This window comes from Actinophytocola sp. (assembly GCF_035762905.1).
In the GTDB taxonomy this organism is placed as follows: domain Bacteria; phylum Actinomycetota; class Actinomycetes; order Mycobacteriales; family Pseudonocardiaceae; genus DASYTH01.
In genome coordinates this window covers 1-25,203 of the sequence record NZ_DASUCC010000132.1, presented here as the reverse complement: position 1 = coordinate 25,203, position 25,203 = coordinate 1, and the positions used below count along the sequence as shown (strand labels likewise).

Annotated in this window: 21 protein-coding genes; 6 read left to right on the top strand and 15 right to left on the bottom strand. The window is 72.3% G+C overall.

Going from position 1 to position 25,203, the window contains the following annotated elements; genetic code table 11:
• Window positions 1–28 precede the first annotated feature (28 nt).
• The 3 genes from VFV67_RS28605 (at window position 29) to VFV67_RS28595 (ending at window position 2,086) form a co-directional block, all read left to right on the top strand.
• Entirely contained in the window at window positions 29–454 is a 426-nt protein-coding gene (locus tag VFV67_RS28605; protein ID WP_326473778.1) for a YbaB/EbfC family nucleoid-associated protein, read from the top strand.
• Between the two features lie 97 nt (window positions 455–551).
• On the top strand, window positions 552–878 hold the full coding sequence (locus VFV67_RS28600) for a type VII secretion target (protein WP_326473777.1): 327 nt from the start codon (window positions 552–554) through the stop codon (window positions 876–878).
• On the top strand, window positions 875–2,086 hold the full coding sequence (locus VFV67_RS28595) for a hypothetical protein (RefSeq protein WP_326473776.1): 1,212 nt from the start codon (window positions 875–877) through the stop codon (window positions 2,084–2,086). Before VFV67_RS28600 ends, VFV67_RS28595 begins: the two co-directional genes overlap by 4 nt.
• Before the next feature lie 29 nt (window positions 2,087–2,115).
• Here VFV67_RS28595 and alc read toward each other — a convergent pair whose 3' ends face one another.
• The 9 genes from alc to ngcE form a co-directional block, all read right to left on the bottom strand.
• Complete coding sequence (gene alc, locus VFV67_RS28590; RefSeq protein WP_326473775.1) at window positions 2,116–3,141, bottom strand: allantoicase; 1,026 nt, start codon at window positions 3,139–3,141, stop codon at window positions 2,116–2,118.
• Complete coding sequence (gene allB, locus VFV67_RS28585) at window positions 3,141–4,469, bottom strand: allantoinase AllB (RefSeq protein ID WP_326473774.1); 1,329 nt, start codon at window positions 4,467–4,469, stop codon at window positions 3,141–3,143. Before allB ends, alc begins: the two co-directional genes overlap by 1 nt.
• Window positions 4,462–5,646 (bottom strand): DUF6986 family protein, encoded by a 1,185-nt coding sequence (locus VFV67_RS28580; protein ID WP_326473773.1) that lies wholly within the window; start codon window positions 5,644–5,646, stop codon window positions 4,462–4,464. Before VFV67_RS28580 ends, allB begins: the two co-directional genes overlap by 8 nt.
• Window positions 5,646–7,223, bottom strand: coding sequence for a malate synthase A (gene aceB, locus VFV67_RS28575; RefSeq protein WP_326473772.1), 1,578 nt, complete (start codon window positions 7,221–7,223; stop codon window positions 5,646–5,648). The genes VFV67_RS28580 and aceB overlap by 1 nt, the downstream gene beginning before the upstream one ends.
• A gap of 93 nt (window positions 7,224–7,316) precedes the next feature.
• Window positions 7,317–8,546 carry a signal recognition particle-docking protein FtsY gene (gene ftsY / locus VFV67_RS28570; protein ID WP_326473771.1) on the bottom strand — a complete coding sequence of 410 codons (1,230 nt, stop codon included), beginning with the start codon at window positions 8,544–8,546 and terminating at the stop codon, window positions 7,317–7,319.
• Between the two features lie 58 nt (window positions 8,547–8,604).
• On the bottom strand, window positions 8,605–9,000 hold the full coding sequence (locus tag VFV67_RS28565; RefSeq protein ID WP_326473770.1) for a hypothetical protein: 396 nt from the start codon (window positions 8,998–9,000) through the stop codon (window positions 8,605–8,607).
• Window positions 9,001–9,107: 107 nt separating this feature from the next.
• Window positions 9,108–10,013: a carbohydrate ABC transporter permease gene (locus VFV67_RS28560; RefSeq protein ID WP_326473769.1), complete on the bottom strand. Its 906-nt coding sequence runs from the start codon at window positions 10,011–10,013 to the stop codon at window positions 9,108–9,110.
• Complete coding sequence (locus tag VFV67_RS28555) at window positions 10,013–10,936, bottom strand: sugar ABC transporter permease (RefSeq protein WP_326473768.1); 924 nt, start codon at window positions 10,934–10,936, stop codon at window positions 10,013–10,015. The genes VFV67_RS28560 and VFV67_RS28555 overlap by 1 nt, the downstream gene beginning before the upstream one ends.
• Window positions 10,937–10,942: 6 nt before the next feature.
• The gene (ngcE, locus tag VFV67_RS28550) at window positions 10,943–12,367 is read right to left on the bottom strand and encodes an N-acetylglucosamine/diacetylchitobiose ABC transporter substrate-binding protein (protein WP_326473767.1); all 1,425 of its coding nucleotides are present in this window, start codon (window positions 12,365–12,367) and stop codon (window positions 10,943–10,945) included.
• 165 nt (window positions 12,368–12,532) lie between these two features.
• Between ngcE and VFV67_RS28545 the strand changes: the two genes are divergently transcribed.
• Complete coding sequence (locus tag VFV67_RS28545; RefSeq protein WP_326473766.1) at window positions 12,533–13,726, top strand: anhydro-N-acetylmuramic acid kinase; 1,194 nt, start codon at window positions 12,533–12,535, stop codon at window positions 13,724–13,726.
• An 18-nt stretch (window positions 13,727–13,744) separates the two neighbouring features.
• Complete coding sequence (locus VFV67_RS28540; RefSeq protein WP_326473765.1) at window positions 13,745–15,376, top strand: sodium:solute symporter; 1,632 nt, start codon at window positions 13,745–13,747, stop codon at window positions 15,374–15,376.
• Here VFV67_RS28540 and VFV67_RS28535 read toward each other — a convergent pair.
• The 5 genes from VFV67_RS28535 to VFV67_RS28515 all read right to left on the bottom strand — a co-directional run bounded on the left by VFV67_RS28535 (window position 15,373) and on the right by VFV67_RS28515 (window position 20,788).
• Window positions 15,373–16,836, bottom strand: coding sequence for a hypothetical protein (locus VFV67_RS28535; RefSeq protein ID WP_326473764.1), 1,464 nt, complete (start codon window positions 16,834–16,836; stop codon window positions 15,373–15,375). The genes VFV67_RS28540 and VFV67_RS28535 overlap by 4 nt on opposite strands.
• 15 nt (window positions 16,837–16,851) lie before the next feature.
• Window positions 16,852–17,304, bottom strand: coding sequence for a hypothetical protein (locus tag VFV67_RS28530; protein ID WP_326473763.1), 453 nt, complete (start codon window positions 17,302–17,304; stop codon window positions 16,852–16,854).
• Window positions 17,301–19,454 carry a hypothetical protein gene (locus VFV67_RS28525; RefSeq protein WP_326473762.1) on the bottom strand — a complete coding sequence of 718 codons (2,154 nt, stop codon included), beginning with the start codon at window positions 19,452–19,454 and terminating at the stop codon, window positions 17,301–17,303. Before VFV67_RS28525 ends, VFV67_RS28530 begins: the two co-directional genes overlap by 4 nt.
• 1 nt (window position 19,455) lies before the next feature.
• Entirely contained in the window at window positions 19,456–19,764 is a 309-nt protein-coding gene (locus VFV67_RS28520; protein WP_326473761.1) for a hypothetical protein, read from the bottom strand.
• Between the two features lie 97 nt (window positions 19,765–19,861).
• Window positions 19,862–20,788: a GNAT family N-acetyltransferase gene (locus VFV67_RS28515; RefSeq protein WP_326473760.1), complete on the bottom strand. Its 927-nt coding sequence runs from the start codon at window positions 20,786–20,788 to the stop codon at window positions 19,862–19,864.
• A 220-nt stretch (window positions 20,789–21,008) separates the two neighbouring features.
• Between VFV67_RS28515 and VFV67_RS28510 the strand changes: the two genes are divergently transcribed.
• A complete protein-coding gene (locus VFV67_RS28510) occupies window positions 21,009–21,467 on the top strand; it encodes a hypothetical protein (RefSeq protein WP_326473759.1) in 459 nt (152 codons plus the stop codon).
• A gap of 50 nt (window positions 21,468–21,517) precedes the next feature.
• Here the strand turns inward: VFV67_RS28510 and smc are convergent, their stop codons facing one another.
• A complete protein-coding gene (smc, locus tag VFV67_RS28505; protein WP_326473758.1) occupies window positions 21,518–25,096 on the bottom strand; it encodes a chromosome segregation protein SMC in 3,579 nt (1,192 codons plus the stop codon).
• Window positions 25,097–25,203: the final 107 nt, after the last annotated feature.

Here is a 25,203-nt window from a genome sequence, read left to right as displayed (position 1 = left end):
CTCTCGGACGTGACCCCCGGGAGGCGCGATGCCCGATTGGGAGCGGCAGATCGCCGAGAACGCCCAGCGCTACCAGGAACTGACCGAACGCCTGTCCCAGCTGTCGATCACCGAGGCGTCCGGCGACGGCGCGGTCAAGGTGACCATCTCGGCCAATGGCCTGCTCACCGGGCTGGTGCTGCGCGAGCGGTGGAATCCCGAGCCGCTCGAGGACATCGCCGAGGAGATCATGGACTGCCTCCGGCGCGCCCAGTCCCGGATCCCGGAACTGTTGCGGCGCACCATGTTCGAGATCGTCGGAACGCAGGACCCGAGCACCCATCTGCTGCTGGACGACGCCCGGCAACGGTTCCCGGAGCAGCCGGAACGCGAGGCACGGCAGGCCCGGGTGCCCGAGCGGGAGCGGGACACCACCGGCGACTGGGACGAGCGCGAGGTCATGGAGGACGTGTGATGAGCGAGCTTGCGAGTGAATCGTCGGGCACTGCCCCGGCGCCGAGCCTGCGAGGCGGCGGGGTCGAGCAGCACCGAGCTTGCGAGGTGCGGATCCGATGAGCGGTTTCGCGGCGGCCGTGCCGGCGCTGCGCGCGCACGCCCGGACGCTGCAGGGCCTGGCCGGTGAGCTGGGCGGGGCCGTCGACGTCGCCGGCGGGGTGAGCATGCCGGCCGAGGCCTACGGGCAGACCGCCCGGAAGTTCGCGATCGCGATCGAGGAACTGTCCCGGATCGGCCAGGAAGCCATGCGGGCCGGAGTGGCGGCGCTGGAGACGGCCGGCACGACGCTCGCCGAGATCGCCACCGCCTACGAGCGCGGTGACGACGACGGCGCCGACCGGATCGGCGCGATCGACGGCGAACTGTCGCCGCCATCGTCATGAGTAGGGAAGACGAGGAGTTCGCCCGGGAAACCCTGGCGCTGCTCAACTCCATCCGGACCGGGACGTGGCTGCCGCCGGGCCTGAACGCGGGCGGCGGGCTTGCCGCGCTGAGCGCCGACATGCGGCCGATCGAAGCGTTGAACGCGGCCGGACTGGGCTGGCTCACCCCGCACGTGCAACCGCTGCAGCTCGTCCTGGACGGGCTGGCCGGCCAGGCCACCGTGATCCAGCAGTTCGCCGACCACTGGGAGAAGGCCTCGGCGCAAGTCGAGTCGATCCGGGAGCAGCTGGCCAAGCGGGGCATCGAGGAGACCTCGGACTGGACCGGCCCGGCCGGCGAGCGCTACCGCGGGCGCGCGCTGGAGCTGGTCGCCGCGCTGCAGGCGACGGCCAACGTGGCGCTGGCCACCGCGGCCGCGGCCAAGCAGATGGGCGAGGCGATCGCGGACTGCCGGCGCCGGATCAACGAGCTGCTGACCGACCTGGTGCAGCGGCTGATCTCCTATGCCAGGCAGGCGATCGCGGTCGAGGGCGGGGTCACCCCGAACGTGGTGGCCCAGTGCACCGCCATGATCGACACCTACCGGGCGCCGATCTCCGCCATCGAGCAGCGCCTGATCCAGGCGATGGACCGGCTCCAGCGCCCCGACCCGCTGCCGGCCCCCGCCGGCCCGAGCGTCGCCGAACCCATCCTCAAGGCGTTGGCCGACGTCGCCAGCTCCCTGCTGCGCGGCGACGTCGCCCGCGGCCTCGGCATGGCCTGGCGCGGCGTCCGGTCGATCTTCGGCCGCCGCGGCACCCGTCAGCACCAGCGCGAGGTGGACCGCGCCTACCGGCAGCGCGAGCGCGAGCGGGAACGCCAGATGAACCAGGACTGGCGCCGCCACGACCGCGGCACCTACCGCGGCAGCGACTACGCCAACGGCGTCCGCGACACCTGGGGCCCGCCCCCCAACGACGGCAACACCTACGTCGCCCACCACAACTTCCCGGTCAACCTCGGCCGCCGGTTCGAGCGCTACGGCATCGACACCAGCAACCCGGCCTGGGGCAGCTGGGCCCGCGAGGCCGACCACGCCCGGTTCAGCGCCCGCTTCGAGCAGGACTGGGTCCGCTGGCTCGACCAGAACCCCAACGCCACCCGCGCCCAGGTCTTCGACCAGGCCCGCACCCTCGGCCGCCAGTACGGCTACCGCGTGCACTTCTGACCGCCAAGCCACCCGCCGGGCGGGTCAGGTCAGTCCGGGTCGCGCAGGTCCAGCCAGCGGCGGACGTAGGATTCGCGGCCGTCGTCGGTGAGGGCGCCGTGCAGGCGCAGCCGGGCCATGCCGCCGTCGGGGTAGATGTCCAGGCGGACGTGGGTGGTGGGGTTGGCGTCGGGCAGCACGAACCGGTGCCGGGTGTCGGGTTGCAGGCGGACTCGGGGCAGGAGCTCGAACCAGGCGCCCTCCTCGTCGGGTTCGGCCACGCGGCTGTCGCAGCCGGACAGCGCGGCCCAACCGGGGGCGTTGCCCTTGAAGTGGCTGGTGTCCAGTTCGGCGAGGCGGACGGTGCCGCGGGCGGCCAGCTCGACGGTGACCCAGTCGTTGCCGGCATCGCGACGGCGGGCGGTCTCCCAGCCCTCGCCCATGGTGGCGGCGAAGCCGGGGGAGATCAGGTTGGCCGGCGACGAGTAGAACATGTTGGAACACCCGAAGATCCGGGCGCCGTGCTCAAGGGCGGCGAGGTCGAACGAGTTGAGATCGAGGAAGGACAGGTCGGGGAACGGCAGGCCGTGCACGCGCAGCCGGGCGACGCCGCCGTCGGGGTAGATGGTCAGCCGCACGTGGGTGTAGCGGCGGTGCTCGGCGACGTCGAAGACGTTGCGGAAGTTGCCGCGCAGGGGGGATTTCGGCACCAGGGTGTGCCAGTCCTTCAGCTCGTCGGGGCTCGGGTAGTCCTCGACGACGCACGCCTCGACCGAGGCGAACGGCGGGTAGTTGCCGGTGAAGAAGGCGGTGTCGACCACGACGCCGCGGATCACGCCGGGCAGACCGAGCCGGACGATGGCCTGGTCGCAGCCGTCCTCGCGGCGGCGGCGGGTCTCCCAGCCGTCGTAGATCTGTCCCTTGTGGCCGAACGTCGACGGCTGGAACACCGGATCGGCGGGTTTGATCAGGTTCTCGCGTTCGGCGAACAGCTCGTCGTTGGCCCACAGCACGCCACCGCCGACCCGGCGCGAGGCCAGATCGGGCAACCGCTCCCAGTCGGCGAACTCGGTCATCACTCTCCCCTGTTCAGCAGGACACCGTGCGGGTCGGTGCCGGTCACCTCGCGGCCGCGTAGCCAGGTCCCCTGGACCAGGCCGGCCAGCGCCCGGCCGGCGTACGCGCTGACCGGGTTGCGGTGGTGCAGCTTGCCGGGATCCACCACGAACGCCTCGTCCGGGGCGAACAGGCACAGGTCGGCGTCGAAGCCGGGGGCGATGCTTCCCTTGCGGCGCAACCCGACCAGCCCGGCCGGGCCGCTCGCCATCCAGCGCACCACGTCGGCGAGGGGGACACCGCGCTGCCGGGCCGCCGTCCACACCGCCGGCAACCCGACCTGCAGCCCGGCGATCCCGCCCCAGGCCAGACCGAAGTCCCCGACGTCGAACCGTTTCAGCTCGGCCGGGCACGGCGAATGGTCGCTCACCACGCAGTCGAGCACACCGCCGGCCAGGCCGCGCCAGAGCAGCTCCCGGTTGTCCGCCTCCCGGATCGGCGGGCAGCACTTGAACTGCGTCGCACCGTCCGGGACCTCCTCCGCGGCGAACGTCAGGTAGTGCGGGCAGGTCTCCGCGGTCACCGCCACCCCGTCCCGGCGCGCCGAGGCGATCATCGGCAGCGCGTCCGAAGAGGACAGATGGAGGATGTGCACCCGGGCGCCGGTCCACCGGGCCAGCTCGATCATCCGGGCGATGGCCAGGTTCTCCGCGCCGCGCGGCCGGGAGGCCAGGAAGTCCGCGTACCGGTCGCCGCGGGGCGCCGGAGCGTGGTCCACCGTGTCGGCGTCCTCGGCGTGCACCACCAGCAGCGCGCCGAGCCCGCCGAGCCGGGGCAGCGTGGCGGCCAGCTCGTCCGGGCCCAGCGGTGGGAACTCCTCGACGCCGGAGTGCAGCAGGAAGCACTTGAAGCCGAACACGCCGGCCTCGTGCAGGCCGCGCAGCTCGCCGCCGTTGCCCGGCACCGCGCCACCCCAGAACCCGACGTCGACGTGCACCCGGCCCTGCGCGGTCTTGCGCTTCACCTCGAGCGCGGCCACGTCGGTGGTCGGCGGCAGGCTGTTCAGCGGCATGTCCACGATCGTGGTGATCCCGCCGGCCGCCGCCGCGCGGGTGGCGGTCTCGAAGCCCTCCCACTCGGCCCGCCCGGGATCGTTGACGTGCACGTGCGTATCCACCAGACCGGGCAGCAGCACCACGTCGTCGCCGAGGTCGATCGCCCGGGTGGCGTCCAGCCGGGCGTCCAGCGGTTCGACCGCCGCGATCCGGCCGCCCGCGACGCCGACGCACCGGGCCGCCTCGCCGCCCGGAGTGATCACCCGCCGGGCCCGGAACACCAGGTCAAGCATGCGCGCTCCACTCCTCGGTGCCGACCAGCGCGGTCACCTCCGGCTCGGTGAGCGCGCCGCAGTCCACGGCCCGGCGCAGCGTCCTGGCCAGGGCCCGCGCGGTCGCCGGCTCGTCGGCCACCGCGCCGCCGGTGCCGGCCAGGTAGGCGCCCAGCCGGCGCGCCGACTCCCCGGCGGTCTCCCGGTAGTAGCCGTACACCGCGGCGTACCGGGTGACCAGCTGCGCCGGATGCAGGTCCCAGCCCTGGTGGAAGCCGTGCTCGAGGGACCGGCGGACCAGCGCGTGGTGCGTGCGCCAGCCCGCGCCCACCGCGTCGCCCACCGGCAGCACGTTGGTGGACCCGTCGGACAGCCAGACCCGGGTACCGGCCGCGCTCACCTGCATGGTGTGCCGGGCGAAGTCGCAGGCCGGGTGCGCCAGGTGCTGCTGCGCGGCATCCAGCCCGCACGCCGCGGTGTAGTCGTAGGTGCCGAAGTGCAGGCCGGACACCCGGCCGCCGCCCGCGGTGATCAACCGGGGCACGGCGAGCGCCCCCGTTCCGTCCACAATGGACTGCGTGGTCTCGATCTGGATCTCGAAGCGCAGCGTGCCGGCGGCGAACCCGAGCCGGCCCTCGAGGACCTCGAGCAGGTCGACGAGCGCGAACACCTGGGCCGGCGAGGTGACCTTCGGAAAGGTCAGCGCCAGACCGTGCGGCCGGCCCAGCTCGCTGCCAAGCGTGGTCAGGAAGATGTCCAGCGTGCGTACCCCGCGTTCGAGCAACGCCTTGGTGTGAAAGGACTTGAACCGGATGCCGGACCACGGCGGCGCGGTGCCGTCCCGGTGCCAGCCGGCGACCACCCGGGCGGCGCGCTCGGCGTCGGCGTCCTCGGCCTCGTCGGCGGGCGCACCGTAGCCGTCCTCGAAGTCGATCCGCAGGTCCTCGACCGGCTCTCGGGCCAGCTTCTCCCGCACCCGGACCAGGATCGGCTCGGCAACGTCCAGTTCGTCGCCGTGCCGGTCGAGGGCGGCCAGCGCCTGCTCGCCCCACTCCCTGGGCAGGCCGGGGGTGACCCGGCCGGCGGGCACGTAGCAGGTGTGCACCGGCTGCCGCCCACGCCGGGCCGGATCGTCCACAAAGGACAGCCGCTCGACGACATCGGCGATGATCGCCCCGTCGAGCGAGGTGCGGACCATCACTCGATCCGCTCGTAGGCCGGCAGGGTGAGGAAGTCCACGTAGTCCTCGGCCAGCGCGACCTCCTCGAACAGCCGGCAGGCCTGGTCCAGGTGCTCGGCCGGCAGCTCCGCCTGCAGCGCCGCGCGGGTCTCGGCCAGCACGGACCGGACCAGCTCGGCGGTCACCTTCGCGCCGGTGTCCAGCACCACCGCGTTGCGCACCCACTGCCACACCTGGGACCGGGAGATCTCCGCGGTGGCCGCGTCCTCCATCAGGTTGTGGATCGCCGCCGCGCCGTTGCCGCCCAGCCAGGAGGCGATGTAGCGGACCCCGACGTCCACCGCGGCGCGCAGCCCGGCCTCGGTGGCCTGGCCCGGGGTGGCGGCCACGTCGAGCAGTTGGGCCGCGCTGACCGACACGTCCCCGCGCAGCCGGTCGAGCTGGTTGGGCGCATCGCCGAGCACCTCGTCGAACACCTCCCGGCAGATCGGCACCAGGTCCGGGTGGGCCACCCAGGAGCCGTCGAACCCGTCGCCGGCCTCGCGCCGCTTGTCCTCGCGCACCTTGTCCAGCGCCTTGGCGGTCACGTCGGGGTCGCGCCGGTTCGGGATGAACGCGGCCATGCCGCCCATGGCGAACGCCCCGCGTGCGTGGCAGGTGCGCACCAGCAGCTCGGTGTAGGCGCGCATGAACGGGGCGGTCATCGTGACGCTGTTGCGGTCCGGCAGCACGAACTCCGGCCCGGCGTCCCGGAAGTACTTGATCAGGCTGAACAGGTAGTCCCAGCGCCCGGCGTTGAGCCCGGAGGCGTGCTCGCGCAGCTCGTAGAGGATCTCCTCCATCTCGAACGCGGCCGGGATCGTCTCGATCAGCACGGTGGCCCGGATCGTCCCGTGCGGGATGCCCAGCTCGGCCTGGGCGTGGGTGAACACGTCGTTCCACAGCCGCGCCTCGAGGTGCGACTCCATCTTGGGCAGGTAGAAGTACGGCCCGCTGCCCTTGTCCAGCAGCGCCTGCGCATTGTGGAAGAAGTACAGGCCGAAGTCGACCAGCGCGCCGATCGCCGGGCGGGTCCCGGCCGCCGAGCGGGCGTCGAAGGTGAGGTGCCGCTCGGGCAGATGCCAGCCCCGGGGCCGCATCACGATCACCGCGTGCTCGATGTCATCACGCAGCGCGTAGCTCTTTCCCTCCGGAGAGGTGAACGCGATGGTCCCCCGGACGGCGTCCTTCAGGTTCACCTGACCGGAGACCACGTTGCTCCAGTGTGGAGTGTTGGCGTCCTCCAGGTCGGCCAGCCACACCTTCGCGCCCGAGTTCAGCGCGTTGATCGCCATCTTCCGCTCGGTCGGCCCGGTGATCTCCACCCGCCGGTCCCGCAGGTCCGCTGGTGCTTCGGCGACCCGCCACTCCCCGGCCCGGATGTCCGCGGTCTCGGGCAGGAAGTCCAGCCGGCCGGCGGCCTGCTCGCGGCGCTCCCGGCGCCGGGCCACCAGCTCATCCCGCCGTGCGGCGAACTCGGTGTGCAGGCCGGACAGGAAGGCGAGGGCGTCGGGGGTGAGGATCTCGTCGGCTCGGTCGACATCGTTGTTGGCCATGGCACACATCCTGCCGGACCTTCACCAGAACAGCCCCTTGCCGAGCATCTCGGCGATCGTCGCTTCGCTCAGCGCGAAGCGAAATCCCGGGAATCATCCGAGCAGAGCGTCCACGAAAGCTCCCGGTTCGAACGGCGCCAGGTCGTCGGCGCCTTCGCCGAGTCCGACCAGCTTCACCGGAACCCCCAGCTCCCGCTGGACCTGGAAGACGATGCCGCCCTTGGCGGTCCCGTCCAGCTTGGTCAGCACGATGCCGGTGACGGCCACGACATCGGCGAACACCCGGGCCTGGGTCAGCCCGTTCTGCCCGGTGGTGGCGTCCAGCACCAGCAGCACCTCGTCCACCGTGGCCTGCTTCTCCACCACCCGCTTGACCTTGCCCAACTCGTCCATCAGCCCGGTCTTGGTGTGCAGCCGGCCGGCGGTGTCCACCAGCACGGCGTCCACCCCGGACTCCACCCCGCGCTTGACCGCGTCGAACGCGACCGCCGCCGGGTCCGCGCCCTCCCGGCCACGCACCACCTCGGCGCCCACCCGCTGGGCCCAGGTCTGCAACTGTTCGGTGGCGGCGGCCCGGAACGTGTCCGCGGCCCCGAGCACGACGCTGCGCCCGTCCGCGATCAACACCCGGGCCAGCTTGCCCGTGGTGGTCGTCTTCCCGGTCCCGTTCACCCCCGCGATCAACACGACGGCCGGCTGATCCCCGTGCCGCAGCGCCCGCACCGCGCGGTCCATCTCCGGGTGCAGCGCGTCCACCAGCACCTCCCGCAGCACCGCCCGCGCCTGCTCGGCCGTACGCACCCCCCGCGCCCCCAACTCACCGCGCAGCCGCTCGACCACCTCACCCGTGGTGGCCGCCCCCAGGTCCGCCAGCAGCAGCGTGTCCTCCACCTCGGTCCAGGACTCCTCGTCCAGATCCCCCGCCCCCAGCAACCCCAGCAGCCCCTGCCCGAACGTCGACCGCGACCGCGACAGCCGCCCCCGCAACCGCTCCAACCGCCCCGCCGTCGGCGCGATCTCCTCGACCGGCTCCGGCGCGACCACCGGCGCCGGCTCGGCGACCACCGGCTCGACCGGCGCCACCGCCACGTCGGCCACCGGCCCGGCCTCGGCCGGCTCCGCCGCCTCGACCACCTCGGCCGGCTCGCCCCGCGGCGCCAGGGCGATCCCCCCACCCGCCCGGTACCCCCCCGCCCCGCTCTCCCGCTCGCGCCCCTGCGTCAGATCGATCCGCCGCCGCCGCGCCAACACGACGCCGGCCACCACCGCGACCACGACCACAACCAGAACGACGACCAGAACAACGATCAGGGTGCTCGACACCCGGCCATCCTCGCATCCACCCCAGACCCCCCGCAGACACCATCACCCAGCAGCAGGGTCACTCACCATTCTCCAACTTCCGCAGGGCGAGAGTGATCAGCGCCGTCATCTGGGCCATGCCCACATTCAGCTTCGCGAAGCCCTCCCGCATCTCGGTGCGCAGGTCACTCAACTCCTGGCCGTTCTCCCTCAGCAGGACTCCCTGCTCGTTCAGCAGGACTCCCTGCTCGTTCAGCAGCACTCCCTGCTCGTTCAGCAGCACTCCCTGCTCCCTCAGGAGGACTCCCTGCTCCACCTGGGTGGTGCGCAGGGCATTGAGGGACTTGGTGTGGGCGCGGAGGCGGGCGTGCACGTCGCCGACTTCGTTGCTCGCGTCGGCGGCGAGCTTGCGGACTTCGGGCATTTCGCGCTCCAGGTTGGTGACTCGGATATCGAGCCGGGCGAGCTCACTCATGGATGGTCCCCTTCCAGTGGCTGGGTGTACACGGCCACCCTGCCCGCAAGCCTGTGATCGGGCAAAACTCTATCCACAGGGACCAAGAAGTTGTCCACAGGGGACGGCTACTTCAGGGCGCCGGCGACGAAGCCCTGGCGGACGCGGCGCTGGAAGACGAGGTAGACGACGAGGACCGGGAGCATGGCGATGACCATGCCGGCGAACAGGGCGCTCCAGTCGGAGGCGTAACCCTGCTCGGCGACCAGGGCGGCCAGGCCCTCGGTGAGCACGGCGGTGGACTTGTCGCCCTGGTTGAGGACCAGCGGGAGCAGGTACTGGTTCCACAGGCTCAGCACGTTGAACAGGGCGACGCTGACGATGCCGGGGCGGGCCATCGGGAGCATGATCCGGAAGAAGACGCCGCTGTGCGAGCAGCCGTCGATCAGGGCGGCCTCGGCGACGGCGGTGGGCAGCGTGCGGAAGAAGGCGACCAGGAAGAACACCGAGAACGGCATCGCGTAGGCGGCGTAGACCAGGATCAGGCCGATGTGGCTGTGCAGCAGGCCGAGGTTGCGGACCACGAAGAACAACGGGACCAGGGCGAGGAAGACCGGGAACATCAGGCCGCCGGCGAACAGGTAGTAGATCACCCGGTTGCCGCGGAACTCGTAGCGCGCCACCACGTAGGCGACCATGGTGGACAGCAGCATGGTGAGCACCAGCGCGCCGGACACCACGATCACCGTGTTGACGAAGAACTGGCCGATCGAGGCCGCGCCCCAGGCCCGGGCGAAGTTGCCGAAGTCCCACCGGGACGGCAGCTGCCACGGCGAGGCGAACACCTCCGGGTTCGGCTTGAACGCGGTGATCGCGGCCCAGATCAGCGGCAGCACCGACACCAACGCCCAGGCCGCGAGGATCGCCTGGAAGCCGGCGCTGGCCGAGCGCTCGGCCACCCGGCGCGGCCGGCGCGGCCCCGAGCCGGCCGGCCGGGACACCGGGGCCGGCGGGCGCACCTCGGTCAGCGTCATCAGAACTCCACCTTCTCCCGGCGGCTCACCCGGAACATGACCGCGGCAAGGGTCAGGGTGAGGAAGAACAGCGCCACGCCGATCGCCGACGCGTAGCCGTACTGCGGGTTGGCGTCCCCGGAGAACGCCCGGGTGAACAGGTAGTGCGCGATCACCTCGGTGGAGTTGCCCACCGCCTCCGGGTGCGGGGTCATGATGTTGACGATGGCGAAGAAGTCGAGCGCGATGATGCCCAGGTAGACGAACGCGACCTGCACGTTGTCCCACAGCAGCGGGATCACGACCCGGAAGAACAGGGTGAACCGGTTGACCCCGTCCAGCGCGGCCGCTTCCAGGACGTCGGTCGGGATGGACGCGATCCCGGCCGAGAACAGCACCACGTAGAACCCGACCCCGTGCCACACCGCCACCGCGATGCACGCCCACAGCACGGTGGACGGCGTGCCGAGCAGGCCGTCCCTCGGCGGGTCGATGCCGAGCGCCGACATGGCCCTCGGCACCACCCCGCCCCGCGGGTTGTACGCCTGCTCCCAAAGCACCGCGATGATCGCCACGGAGAGCAGGTAGGGAAAGAAGTAGACCGCGCTGTAGAACCGCGACCCGCGCAGCCCACGGGCCACCGCACCGCGCCGCGGCCCGCCGAGGTTGAGCATGAACGCGAACACCAGGCCGAGCGAGATCGTCACGATCGGCAGCACCAGCAGCAGCACGCCGTTGTGCGACAGCGCGGTCCAGAACATCGGGTCCTTCACCAGGCGCACGTAGTTGTCCAGCCCGATGAAGTTCTGCGTCTGGCTGTACCCGCTCCAGTCGGTGAACGAGTAGAGCACCGCCTGGATGTTCGGGGAGACGACGAACAGCACGTACAGCGCGAGCGGGGCCACCAGGAACCCGATGATGAACCGGTACTTGCCGTGGTGCACGGGAGGCTACTTACGCTTGAACTTCGGCACGTTGCTGTCGGCGGCGACCGCGTCGGCCGCGGTTTGCGCCGCGGTGATGAAACCCTCGGCGTTGGTCCGCCCGGTCAGCAGGTCGGTCATCGCGGCGATGGCCGCGTTCTTCTTCAGGTCGCCGTACCAGTCCATGAACAGGAAGGTGAACGTGTTGTCGCCGGCCTTCTTCAGCGCCTCGGTGACCGACTTGAACGAGGTGCTGTCGCTGACCACCTTGTCGTGCGAGGAGGTGACGATGGTCAGGGAGCCGGTGAACTCGGAGTAGGCCCTGGCGTTGTCCGGAGCCAGCATGTGCCGGAAGAACTCCAGCCCGCCGCGGGCGTTCTTGGCCTGTTTGGGCACGATGAACGGCTCGCCGGGGTTGGAATGTAAGGCCTCCAGCGGCAGCTTGTCCGAGGAGTCCAGCCGCGGGGTCGGCGCCATCACCATGTCGAACCCGGCCGGGGTGGACGTCTTCATCTCGTTCTCCAGCCAGGAACCGCTGGGGTAGGTGCCGATCTTGCCGGTGACGAACTCGGTCTGTGCCTCGGTGTGCTTGAGACCGGGGCTGCCGGGCAGGAAGCCGTCCATGCGGGCCAGTTCCTCGATGGCCGCCGCGGCGTTGCGCACCGCGTCGTGCTTCCACGCGTTCGGCTCGAGGTTGTCGATGGCCTTCACCACGTCCGCACCGCCGGACTTGCCGGCCATGGTGAGCATCATCTCGGTGACGTAGTGCGGGGCGTTGACGCCGCCGTAGCCCATCGGGGACAGGCCGGCCTTCTTCATCTCCGCGGCGAAGCTGATGAACTCCGACCACACGGTCGGCAGCTTCCAGCCGTTCTTCTCGAACAGCGACCGGGAGTAGAACACGCCGTAGGCGGAGAGCACGTAGTTGAGCACCAGCACGTCGTCGTCGTAGGTGCCGACCTTGATCGCCTCCGGGACGATCGTGTCGCGGACCTTCTTGCTCGGGTCCTCCAGCGACGGCGCGTCCAGCAGCGAGGCGAGGTCGGTCAGTTGCCCGGCGCCGGCGAGGGCGGCGAGCGGGATCTTCTGCGCCCCGGAGTTGTTGACCATGTCCGGCGGGTTGCCGCCGGTGAACCGCGGCTGCAGCGAGTTGATGTTGACCGTGGAGGTCAGGTTGATCTTGGCGTTCGGGAACAGCTCGTTGTAGCTGCGCTGCACCCACTCCAGTTCGGTTTTGAGGCCACCGGCGAACATCACGACCTCGAGCGGGGCACTGGTGTCGACGCCGAGCGGATTCTGGTTGGTCTCGGTGCCCTGAACCTGTTCCTGCGAGCCGCCGCCCGCGGTCGCACATCCGGCCAGCGCGGCCGAGCCCGGGACCGCGATCAGTCCGCTGGCCAGCATCGTGCGCAGGAAGTCCCGCCTGCTTCTGTCGGCTGAGAAAGTCGGCATGCCATCTCCCTGTCGATCGTCGTCGAGCCGATGCGAGCCGTGCGCGGGTTCACACCGTATCGCGGTGTCTACGCCAGTTGTGGCCAAAGTTCAACCACTGTGGACATCGATTTAGTCAAGAACTAACCTGGGCACCTGCATTTGCCCACCGCGCGGGAACGGGTCATGCCAGTGACGCAGCCGCAAGCAGCCGTACGGGTCATCGGGTTGATCTCCGGGACCTCCATGGACAGCATCGACGTCTCCGCCGTGGACCTGCGGCTGACCGATGGCACCGTGGAACTCATTCCGTTGGGGCATCGGGCAATCGCCTATCCGGGTGCCCTGCGCGAGGCGCTGCTGGCCGCCCTGCCGCCCGGCTCCTGCACCGCGGGCCAGCTGTGCCGGCTGGACACCGAGGTGGGGCAGGCGTTCGGAACGGCCGCCGCCGACGCGCTCACCGACCTCGCCGGCGGCCGCGCCGACCTGATCTCCTCGCTCGGTCAGACGATCTACCACTGGGTCGACGGCGGGCGCTGCCTCGGCTCGCTGCAGCTCGGCCAGCCGGCCTGGATCGCCGAGCACACCGGGCTTCCGGTGATCGCCGACCTGCGCGCCCGGGACGTCGCGGCCGGCGGGCACGGCGCCCCGCTGGCCGCCGTGCTCGACCAGCTGTGGCTGGCCGGCGCGGCCGAACCGGTGGCAGCGCTGAACATCGGCGGGATCGCCAACATCACCGTGGTCGCCCCGGAGGCGCCCACCCTGGCGTTCGACACCGGCCCGGGCAACGCCCTGCTCGACGCCGCCGCCCGGATGGTCTCCGACGGCGTGTGGCAGCAGGACGTGGACGGCGAGTTGGCCGCGCAGGGCACCACCCGCCCGGACCTGCTGGCCACGCTGCTGGCCGATCCCTACTACGTGAAGCAGCCGCCGAAGTCGACCGGCAAGGAGCACTTCCACGCCGACTACCTGCGCACGGCCATGGAGGGCCTGCCGCACGTGCCGGCCGTGGACCTGCTGGCCACCCTGGTCGAGCTGACCGCGGTGACGATCGCCGACGCCTGCCGGGGCCGCGAGGCCGGCAAGGTGATCGCCTCCGGCGGCGGCGTGCGCAACCCGGTGCTGATGGCCGCACTGCGCCGCAACCTGGACCCGGTCCCGGTGATCACCAGCGACGAGCTGGGCCTGCCGACCGACGCCAAGGAGGCCTATCTCGCCGCCCTGCTGGGCTTTCTGACCTGGTGCGGCGCGCCGGCCGACGCCACCAGCGCGACCGGGGCCGCCGGGCCGCGACTGCTGGGCAGCATCACCCCCGGCAAGGGCCCCCTGCACTTACCCGACCCGGTGACCACGGCCGTCACCCGGTTGCGGGTGCACTGATCTTCCCGGGAGGACCGCATGGAACTGCTCGACCTCGCCGTCATCGCGGTGTTCCTGATCGGGATGCCGCTGCTCGGCATCGCGATCGGCGGCCGGCAGCGCTCGGCGACCGACTACTTCATCAGCGAGAAGAAGATCTCCTGGTGGGTGGTGTGCGTCTCGGTGGTCTCGGCGGAGACCTCGACGCTCACCGTGCTCAGCGTGCCGGTGGTGGCCTACCTGGCCACGCCGACCACCGGCGGCATGACCTACCTGACGCTCGCGTTCGGCTACATCCTCGGCCGGGTGATCGTCGCGTTCACGCTGCTGCCCCGCTACATCCGGGGAAATCTGGTCACCGCGTACGCGTTCCTCGGGGAGCGGTTCGGCGACGGGATGCGGGCAACCGCGTCGGTGACCTTCCAGTTCACCCGGCTGCTGGCCGACGGCATCCGGCTGTTCGCCACCGCGATCCCGATCAAGGTGGTGCTGGCCGGGTTCGGCATCGACGCGTCCTACTGGGCGATCATCGTCGTGCTCGGCATCGCCATGCTGGCCTACACGTTCATCGGCGGGGTGCGGGCCGTGGTCTGGGTGGACGCGATCCAGATGCTCTGGTACGTCCTCGGCGGGCTGATCGTGATCATCGCGCTGGCCAACGCGCTGCCGGACGGCTGGTTCGCCCGGGCGACCGAGGCCAACAAGTGGAACCTGTTCGACTTCGCCGCCAACCCGATCACCGGCGCCGGTTTCCCGTTCGTGGCGGCGTTCTTCGGCGGGATGCTGCTGTCCATGGCCTCGCACGGCGCGGACCAGCTGATCGTGCAGCGGCTGATGGCCACCAGGGACGTGCGCGCCGGGCAGAAGGCGCTGATCGCCAGCGGCGTGGTCGTGCTGCTGCAGTTCGCGTTCTTCCTGGTGATCGGCGTGATGATGTGGGCGTTCTACGACGCCGCCGCGCCGACCGGTCCGACCGCGAACGGCGGGCTCGGGCTCGGCGTGAACGACGAGCTGTTCGGCCACTTCATCGTCAACGAGCTGCCGAGCGGGCTGTCCGGGTTCGTCATCGCCGGCATCCTGGCGGCGGCGCTCAGCTCCTCGCTCGGCGCGCTCGCCTCGGCCACCGTCACCGACGTCTACGAGCGGGTCTCCCGGCGCACCATGGACGAGACCGCGCGGCTGCGTCTCGGTCGCGTGTGGACGGTGGTGTGGGCCGGCCTGCTCATCCTGTGCGCCGGCATGTTCGCCGGCTACAACAAGGCCACCTCCGACCCGATCGTGGTGCAGGCGCTCGGCATCGCCGGCTACACCTACGGCGCGCTGCTCGGCGCGTTCCTGCTCGGCCTCATCGTGCGCCGGGCCCGCCAGACCGACGCGATCGTCGCGTTCATCGCCACCGTGGTGATCATGGCGTTCGTGATCCTGTCGGTGAAGTTCGCCGGCCCCTCCGCCGCAGAGGACCGGGCCGCCAACGCGATCCGGTCCTGGGACTCGATCGAGATCCGGTTCGGCTGGCCCGTCCCGGCCGACGGCATCTTCGCCCTGTCCACCTGGTGGTACACCATGCTCGGCGTGATCATCACGCTGATCGTGGGCGGCCTGATGTCCCTGCGCCACCGCACCCCCGCCATCCCGGAGCCCGAGGAACCCGCCGCCGCGGCGGCCGCCTAGGCGTTGTGCGAGGCGGCCTTGAACGCCGCCTTCCGGGCCGCCTTGGCGATCTGCTTGTCCGGGTGGTTGGTGCCGAGCAGGGTGAGCACGTCGCCGGCCCATGGATGCGGCAGGCGCCACATGAGGTCGAACACCTCCTGCTCCTTGCCGGCGGGCACGGCCTCGGCGAGCTGGCGGGCGATCTCCTCGGGCTCGTCCACCGCCGTGGTGGCCAGCACGTCGGTGAGCAGCCAGGCGAGGTCCTCGGAGGACGGCTGCTGGGCCAGCGCCAGCTTGGCGTAGGCGCGCAGCCGCGGGTCGTCGAGCGCCGCGCGCCAGTGGGGTTCGGCGGGGTCGCCGATCCGGCTGGTGACCACCGAGGTGGCGTACATGCGGTCGGCGGGGTCGCCTTCGGCGGCGGCGGAAAGCAGCTCCTCGGCCGCCTGCTCGGGGGTGCGCAGGTCCAGCCAGGCGGCGGTCTCGGCGGCCAGTTCCTCCTCGGTGAAGCCCTCGGCGGCGGCCACCAGCTCGGCGGCGGTCATCTCCTCGACCGGGGGCAGCAACGGCACCTCGACGTCGCCGTCCATCAGCTGCGCCCACATCGCCCACTGGGCCAGCGGGGTCAGCCGGGCATCCTCCTCGTCCAGCCGCACGGCGCCCAGCTCCTCGAGGCGGGCGAGCAGCACCCGGGTGGGATCGCCGTGCTCGGCCACCCAGGCATCCCACCGCGCCGGGGCCGGGCCGACCGCGCTCTCCCGGACCAGCTCGGTCAGCTCCGCGTACGGCACCCCGGCGTTGCGCGCCAGGAACATCGCCATCAGCACCGCCGGTCCGGAACCGTAGAAGTCCAGCTCCTCCTCGCCGTGCAGATCGGCGTCCAGGTCGAGGCTGGTCATCACCACGGCGAGCGCGGTGGCCCAGATGTCCAGCACGTCCTCGTCGTCGCCGTCCGGCCACACCGGCCCGGCCACGCCCGGCGTGACCTCCTCGTCGCCGATGTCGATCAGCTCGACGCTCTCCGCCAGCTCCCACAGGTGCGCCAGCTCCGGCACGTCGCCCAGCCGCTCCACCGGCCCGGTCGCCTCGATCCCCACCGCCCGCGCGGCATCGGCACAGTCGGCCGGCTCACCGAGCGGGGTGACCGGGCGCCGCTCGCCGACCCAACCGGCGAGCCGGTGGGCCAGGGCCAGCAGCCGGGACTCCCGCGCGGCCGCGGCCAGGTCCTCGTCCGGCGGCAGCCGCAGCGGCGGCAACCGGTCCGGCAGCCCGAACAGCTCCTTGAAGGAGACCTCTTCGTACTCCGCGAAGTCGTCCTCGGCATCGTCCTCGCCGGACGGCTCGACGCCGGAGTGGGCAAGCCAGTCCCGCACCGCGTCCGGGTCCGAGGTGTCCACCCCGTCCGCGGCCATGGCCTGGATCAGCAGGCGGGGGTCGATGCCGGGAAGCTCAGGCAGCTCAGCCCGGGTCGGATCGTCGGTCACGACGGAAAACCCTAGTCACTCCAGCCAGTCATGGTCGGAGAGGTCCTCCTCGTCCCGGGCGCGGCGCCCGCGCGGCTGCGGTGCCGGAGCCGACTGCGGACCCTCGTCCCACTGGAACGAGGCCACCTCTTCCTCGTCGGCCGGCGTCACGACCGGCGGCATCGGCAGTGGCGGCGGGGCCGGTCGCGGCGCCGCCTCGTCCTCGTCGAGCTCCTGGTAGTCCTCGGCCCGCGCGGACACGTCGTTGTCCTCGTCCCGCCGGTCCGAACGCCGCGGTCCGCCCTTCTCCTTGATCTCGGTGAGCTGCGTGGCGAGCGCGGCGAACCGCTCCTGGTTCGCCGCGATCCGCTTGGCGCTCTCCTGCCGCCGCTCGGCCAGCTCGCCGCTGGCCTCGGCGCTGACCGCGCGGCACTCGGCGAGCGCCTGGTCGTACCGCTGCTGGACCCGGGGATCGACGACCGCGCTCATTTCTTCCTGTCCTCACCGATCACGCCGCCGGCCTTGACCGCGCGCTCCCGCCCCTCGGGATCCTCGATGACCAGCGAGTCCTTGCTGATCCACCGGTTTCCGCCGCGTTCCTTCTCGTCGCCACCCTGGGCGGCGCCGCCGGCCATCGCGCCCATCGGCATCCCGCCCATCATGCCGCCGCGGCCGGACGAGTCGGGCCCGGCGGCCGCGGCCGCGGTCCCACCGGCCGGCGCCGCGGCCGGACCGCCGCCGCCGACCTGGCCGGTGAACGAACCCTGGTCGAGCTGACCGGCCGACGGACCGCCGCCGGACGGGATCCCGGCGCCGACGCCGGCCAGGCTCCCGCCGCCACCACCGCCACCACCGCCGCCACCGGGGATGGCGTCGAAGCTCGGAATGGAGCCCGCCGACGGCAGCGAGCTGACCGGCGAGGAGAACGAGCCGGTCGGCCCGAACAGCGACGGCTCGAGGCCGGCGGCCTCGCGCAGCTTCGGGTTCGCCGGGTCGCTGTAGTCCAGCGTGTAGGTGGTCTGGTGACCCTTGCCGTCGTCCAGGGTCAGGGTGAGCTTGTCGGTGGCCTCGTCGGCGTCCACCTTGATCGTGGTGTCGCCGTCCCGGATGGTGAACGTGCCGTCCTCGTCCGGCTGCAGCTCCTCGGCCGGCTTGTCGGTCCACGGGAACAGGCTGGACGGCAGCTTGGGCGCGGGCGGCATCGGCAACCCGCCACCGCCCGGCAGCCCGCCGCCACCGGCCGACCCGCCACCCGGCAGGCCGACCCCCGGACGCGGCCCGCCCGCGCCGGGCAGACCGGCACCCGGCCGCCCGCCGCCACCGGGGCCGCCGCCACCGGGACCGCCGATCGGGGCGATCGGCGGCGGGACCGGCGGAACTCCCATGCCGGGACCGCCGGGCACCGGGCCGGGACCCGACGGCACCGGCGGAACCGACGGGATGCCGGTCGGCCCGGTGACGCCGGTGGTGTCGGTGCGCTGACCGAAGTCCAGGTCGTAGGTCCGCGGCGGGCCGGAGCCGTCGCCGACCGACACCCGGACCCGGCCCTGCCCGTCCGGGCTGGACACGGTCACCGTGCTGTCGCCGTTGCGAATCGTCACCGTCTCCGGCTGCCCGGACGGCGTGCCGGGGAAGAACGGCGGCGTGCCCACCGACGGGTAGGGCTGCGGCCGGTACACCGGCGGCCCGTTCGGATCCAAGCCGCCACCGGGCGGCACCGGCGGCGCGGTCGGCGGCCGGCCGCCCGGCCCGCTGCCCGACGGCGGCGTGCCCTGCCGGAAGTCGCTCGGGTCGGGCAGACCCTTGAACGCCTCCTCGGTCATCGGCCGCAGGCTCTCCAGCATGGCCTCGTAGACCAACTGCACGATCCTGTGCACCAGGCTGGTCACCCGGTCGTAGAACGCGCGGCTGTCGTCCAGCTCGGCGACGTAGCCGCGCAGCGCGTCCTTGGCGCCCTCCATCAGCTGCCGGCGAACCTCCTCGACCAGGTCGGACGCCCCGTAGCCGAGCCAGTCCATCAGCCAGCTGACCCCGAAGGTGGCCGGCCCCATGCCGATGTCGAACGCCTTGGCGATAAACCGCTGCGACTCCATGCCCTCGATGTCGCCCATAGCGGTGCGGATCGCGCCGCGCACCTCCTCGGGCGTCATGCCGCCGCAGGTCTGCACGTCCAGGCTGGTCACGCACCGGACGTAGGTGCCGAGGGTTTCCTGAATGGTGTCCACCGCGCCGGTGATCGCGCCGGGCCCGGATGCGGCCCGCTGCAGGAAGTCCGCGGCCATGCCGTCGTAGCGGTCCCGGTGCGCCCGCGCGGCGTTGGATGCGTTCCCGGTCCAACTGGTCAGCCGGCCCCAGTACCGGTCCAGGTTGTCCTTGTTGGTCTCCGCGCTCTCGATCGCGGTCCGCAGGTGGTCGGCGTCCACCCGCAACATGCTGAAGTCGATGCCGCGCAGTTCGTCGTAGGGCTTCTGGATGTCCCGGGCCAGGTTCTGCCCCCGGTAGCGGCCGGTGCCGACGATCGCGACGGCGGCGTCGTACATCGGCAGGAACTTCGCGAAGAAGGTCAGCCCGCGGTTGCCGCCGTCCAGGATCTCGTCCGAGGTGCGCCAGTTGTCCCAGCTGCCCGTGGCGCCGGCCATCTCAGTACACCTCTCGGTAGGTGTGCACGTGCCGGTCCTCGTGCCGGGCGTACGCGGTGGCGACATCGGTCAACCGCACGGAAATCTTGATTGCCTGGTCGCCGTAGCGGGCCAGATTCCTGCCGAACTGATCGAATGCCGCGCGGTACGGCGCCGCGACCGCGCCGAACTTCCGACCGAACTGGCCCTCGCCCGCATTGGTCACGACGTTGTCCTTGAGCGCGATGATGTCCGCGCCCTCGTCGTTGTACTCGCGAGCGACCTGCCGCAGGTGGCCGGACTCGACCCCATAGCCGCGTGATCCTGGCACGGCACCCTCCCTTGGTCCAGGCGCCGAGCCTACCGATGTGCTTCCATTCCGAAGCGCCATTCGGCAAAAGCATTAACTCGTGCGAAAGCAGGCCCGCTCACGCCGTGCGGCGGTAGCCGACCAGCTCCAGGTGCAGGGTGAAGCCGAGCGCGGCGCACATCCGCTCGGCGGCGTCGTTGCCGAGCGCGACCACCGCGACGGCCCGGGCCCGCGCGCCGTGCCGCACGGCCAGTTCGCGCAGCAGCCCGCGGACCAGCGCCCGGCCGGCACCCCGGGACCGCCGGTTCGGGTCGACGGCCACCAGGTCGACGGACAGCTCACCGTCGCGCGCGTGGCCGGCCGCGTAGCCGATCAGCCCGTCCGGTGCGGCCAGCACCGCCACGGTGTGGCCGTGCTCGCCCGCGATCAGCTGCCGGCCGGTGACCGGCGCGCGCGGGAAGCTGCGCTCGTGCAGCCGCACCACCTCCGCGGCCAACGGGTGCCCGGCCGGCGGCACCCACACCGCACTGTCCACTGTGGACTCACGGCCGCGGACCAGCACCGCCCGCAGCGCCGGGCCGGTGAGCACGAACACCCGCCTGGTCACGCCGGTGCGAAAGTCGTGCCGGGCGGCGAAATCCGCCAGCAGCCGGTGTTGCCGGTGCCCGCACAGGGTCAGCTGACCGACCCCGGCCAGCGCGGGCAGCAGCAGCGCGCGGTCCAGCAGCCCGTCCGCGGTCTGCTGCCACAACCGTTCCGCCGCCGGATGGTTGGCCGGCAGGTCCACGTACGGGCCGTGCAGCCGGGCCGGCCCGGTCGGCGAAGCCACCTCGACGGCGAGCACGCCGCGCACCCGCCCGGTCGGGTCCGTGGCCAGCACCGTGCCCGCGGTCCACTCCGGGTGCAGCGCGGTCAGCTCGCCGGCGATCTCCTCCGCCGACTGTCCGTGATAGGCGATGTGGTGGGCCGGCTCGGCCTGCAGCCGGGCGAGCAGCGCCACCACCTCGTCCAGATCGGACGAGGCAGCCACCCGGATCGAATACATGTTCAGATCCTGAACCGGCGGGCCGGGCGTTCGCGACCGGATTATCGCCTGGTCGCGGCCCCTCGAGGGTCGGCGGGGCGGACATCGCTGCCTCAAGGGGCACCCCTGCGCCGAGACACGCCCATCCCGGCATCTGGAGTCGAATACTCGCCTTCGGGCTCCGGCCATGCATACTTCTCACCTCACGGAACCCTTACCTGCACAGAGAGGCCACTTTCCGATGGCAAGTTTCGACGCTAAGCGGGTCACGCCGCTCGAGTGGGCCGGCATTGGCGCCGGTGCACTCGCCTTCATCGTGAGCTTCTTCCCCTGGTACTCGGTCGACTTCGGCAGCGACCTCGGCGACCTGGGCCTCGACCTGGCCACCAACTTCAACGCATGGGACGCCGGCTTCCTGGCCTGGTTCCCGGTGCTGCTGCTCGTGGCCGCCGCCGTGGTCATCGCGCTGCCGCACTTCGGCACCGAGATCCCCAACCGGTCGCTGATCTGGCTGGGGCTGGCCGGGGCGGCCGTGCTGTTCATCGTGCTGCGCTGGCTGACCTTCGACAGCGCGGAGGCGTTCGGCACATCGGCGGGCCCGGCGTGGGGCCTGTTCCTCGGGTTGGTCGTGGCGCTCGTCTCCGGCGTGGCCGCGTTCCTGTCCTACCGCGGCGCGTCCAGCCGGACGACCACCGCCTGACCGACTGAGAAGCCCGTAGGGGCGGCGACGGAACTCCTCCGTCGCCGCCCCTACGACGCTTCGCGCAGCCGCTGCGAGATCACCTGGGTGATCCCGTCGCCCTGCATGCTCACGCCGTAGAGCGCGTCGGCGATCTCCATGGTCGGCTTCTGGTGCGTGATGATGATCAGCTGCGAGCTGGCCCGCAGCTCCTCGAGCAGGCCGAGCAGCCGACGCATGTTCACGTCGTCCAGCGCCGCCTCCACCTCGTCGAGCACGTAGAACGGCGACGGGCGGGCGCGGAAGATGGCCACCAGCATGGCGACCGCCACCAGCGACTTCTCCCCGCCGGACAGCAGCGACAGCCGCTTGATCTTCTTGCCCGGCGGCCGGGCCTCCACGTCCACGCCGGTGGTCAGCATGTCCTCCGGCTCGGTGAGCACCAGCCGGCCCTCGCCGCCCGGGAACAGCGTCGCGAACACGATCTCGAACTCGCGCGCCACGTCCTCGTAGGCCGTCGTGAACACCTCGAGGATCTTGTCGTCGACCTCCTTGACCACGGTGAGCAGGTCGCGCCGGGTCGCCTTGAGGTCCTCGAGCTGGGTGGACAGGAACTTGTAGCGCTCCTCGAGTGCGGCGAACTCCTCGAGCGCCAGCGGGTTGACCTTGCCGAGCAGGGTCAGGTCGCGCTCCGCGCGCTTGGCCCGGCGCGCCTGGGTGTCCCGGTCGTACCGGATCGGCAGCGGCGGGAACACGCCCTCGCCGCGCTCGCTGGCCGCCTCGTACTCGGCCAGCTCCAGCGGGCCTGGCGGCACGTCCACGTCCGGGCCGTACTCGGCGACCAGGTCGTCGAGGCCGATGCCGAACTCCTCGGCGATCCGGGTCTCCAGCTGCTCCAGCCGCAGCCGCTGCTCGGCCCGCAGCACCTCGTCCCGGTGCACCGCGTCGGTCAGCTTCTCCAGCTGGGTGGCCAGCTCACGCACCGCGCCGCGGACGTCGGCAAGTACCCGCTCGCGGTCCTGGCGCTGCGCGGCCACCGTGTCCCGGTCCCGGGCGGCCTCGCGCAGCGACACCGCGATCCGGTCAAGGGCCAGCTCGCCGCCGCGCACCGCCGCCCGCGCCACCGCCGCCCCGCGAGCCCTGGCGGCCATCGCCCGGGCGGCCCGCTCCCGGGCCTCCCGCTCGGCGCGCGCGGCCCGGCGCAGTGTCTCGGCGCTGCCCTGCACGGCACGGTGCCGCTCCTCGGCGGTGCGCACCGCCAACCGGGCGTCCATCTCGTGCTGCCGGGCGGCGGCCAGCGCGGCGGTCGCCTCGTCCCGCTCGGCGGTGTCCGGCTCGGCGTCGTCGACCGCCTCGTGCTGCGCGGCGGTCAGCCGCTCCTCCAGCTCGGCCAGCCTGGCCAGAGTCTCCTCGCGGGCCGCCTCGACCTTGGCCCGCTGCGCGCGGTTGCGCTCGACCTCGGCCTCGGCCGCGGCCACCGCCTGCCGCACCCGGCTGGTCCGTTCGGCCGCGCGGGCCGCGCGGACCTTGGCCTCCTGCACCGCCTCCCGGGCCGTGCCGACCTCGGCGGCGCGGGCGTCCAGCTCGGCTCGCGCGCCGTCCAGCGCGGCGCCGGCCTGTTCGGCGGCCCGTTCGCCTGCGGCCAGCCGGGCGCCGGCGTCGTCGACCGCGGCCCGCACCTCGATCATGCTCTGCTCGCGCTCCGAGCCGCCGGCTCCCCAATGCGCACCGAGGATGTCGCCGTCCCTGGTCACCGCGTGCAGCTCCGGGTGCGCGGCGACCAGCGAGCGCGCCTGGGCCAACGTGTCGACGACGGCGAACCGGTCCAGCGCGCGGCACACCGCCGGGCGCAACGGCTCCGGTGCCCGGACCAGGTCCACCGCCCAGCGGGCCCCCGGCGGCAGCGCCGGCCAGGCCGACCGGTCGACCCCGACGGAACCGCCGGCCAGCACCGCGGCCCGGCCGAGGTCGTTGTCCCGCAGGTGGTCCAGCGCGGCGACCGCGCCGTCGTGGCTGTCCATGGCGACCGCGTCGGTCACCGGGCCGAGCGCCGCGGCCAGCGCCGCCTCGTTGCCCGGCTCGACGGTGAGCAGCGCGGCCACCCGGCCGAGCAGCCCGGGCAGCCGGTCGCCCGCGGCGAGCAGCGCGCCGGCCCCGTCCTTGCGGGTCAGGCCGAGCGAGAGCGCGTCCACCCTGGCCTTCCAGGCGGCGATGTCCTTCTCCGCGGCCCGCTCGGCCGCGACCAGCTCGTCGACCCGGGCCTTGGCCATGTCGTGCGCGGCGACCGCGCGCTGGTGCCGGTCGGCGAGTCCGGCGTCGTCGGAGTCGGAGTAGCCGCTCTCGGCGGCCGCGTCGGCCAGCTCCCGGCGCGCGGCCTCGGCACGCTCGCCGGCCTCGGCCAGCGCGGTGGACAGCCGCTCGATCTCCTCGGTGGTGGCGTTGCTCTTGCTGCGCAGCGCGTCGACCTTGCCGGACAGCCGGGCCAGGCCCTCCCGCCGGTCGGCGATGGCCCGCACGGCGGCCAGGTGCGCCCGCTCGGCGGCGGACACCGCCTGCTCCAGCTCCACCCGGCGCTCGGCGATGCCGGTCAGCTCCTCGCGGGCCCCGTGCACCGCCTCGGCCAGCTCGTTCTCCCGGACCTCGGCCTCGTCCGCCTCGGCCTCCAGCTCCTCGGGGTCGCGCCCGGCCGGCATCTCGATCTCGGTGGACAGGTGCCGGGCCCGCTCCATGGCCAGCCGCACGGTGCCGCGCAGCCGCTCCTCGAGCGCGGAGAGCCGGTACCAGGTGTCCTGCGCCTTGGCCAGCTGCGGAGCGTCGGCGGCCAGGTGGTCCTCGAGCGAGGTCTGCTGCGCCTGGGCCCGCTCCAGCGCCTGCTCGACCTCGGCGCGCCGGGCCCGGGCGGCGGCCTCGTCGGCCTCCTCCCGTGCGATGTCGGCGCGTTGGGTGACCAGGTCGTCGGCGTAGAGCCGGAGCCGGGCGTCGCGCAGCTCGGCCTGCACGGCGGCGGCCTTGCGGGCGATCTCGGCCTGCTTGCCGAGCGGCTTGAGCTGGCGGCGCAGCTCGCTGGTCAGGTCGGTCAGCCGGGTCAGGTTGGCCTGCATCGCCTCCAGCTTCCGCAGCGCCTTCTCCTTGCGCTTGCGGTGCTTGAGCACACCGGCGGCCTCCTCGATGAACGCCCGCCGGCCCTCCGGCTTGGACTCGAGGATGGCGCCGAGCTGGCCCTGCCCGACGATCACGTGCATCTCGCGGCCGATGCCGGAGTCGCTCAGCAGCTCCTGCACGTCCATCAGCCGGCAGTGGTTGCCGTTGATCTCGTACTCGCTGGCGCCGTCCCGGAACATCCGGCGGGTGATCGACACCTCGGTGTAGTCGATCGGCAACGCGCCGTCGGAGTTGTCGATGGTCAGCGTCACCTCGGCCCGGCCGAGCGGGGCCCGGCCGGCGGTGCCGGCGAAGATGACGTCCTCCATCTTGCCGCCGCGCAGCGTCTTCGCGCCCTGTTCGCCCATGACCCACGCGAGCGCGTCCACGACGTTCGACTTGCCGGAGCCATTGGGGCCGACGATGCAGGTGACGCCTGGTTCGAAGGCGAACGTCGTCGGCTGCGCGAACGACTTGAACCCTTTGAGCGTCACGCTCTTCAGGTGCATGGATTCGCCCCCCACCCGGTCGACTACCCGCCTACGCTACCGGAGCCGAGGACTCCGGCCCGGCAGACCGGCCGCGATGCGCCGTTGCCGCGACACGCCATGCGATC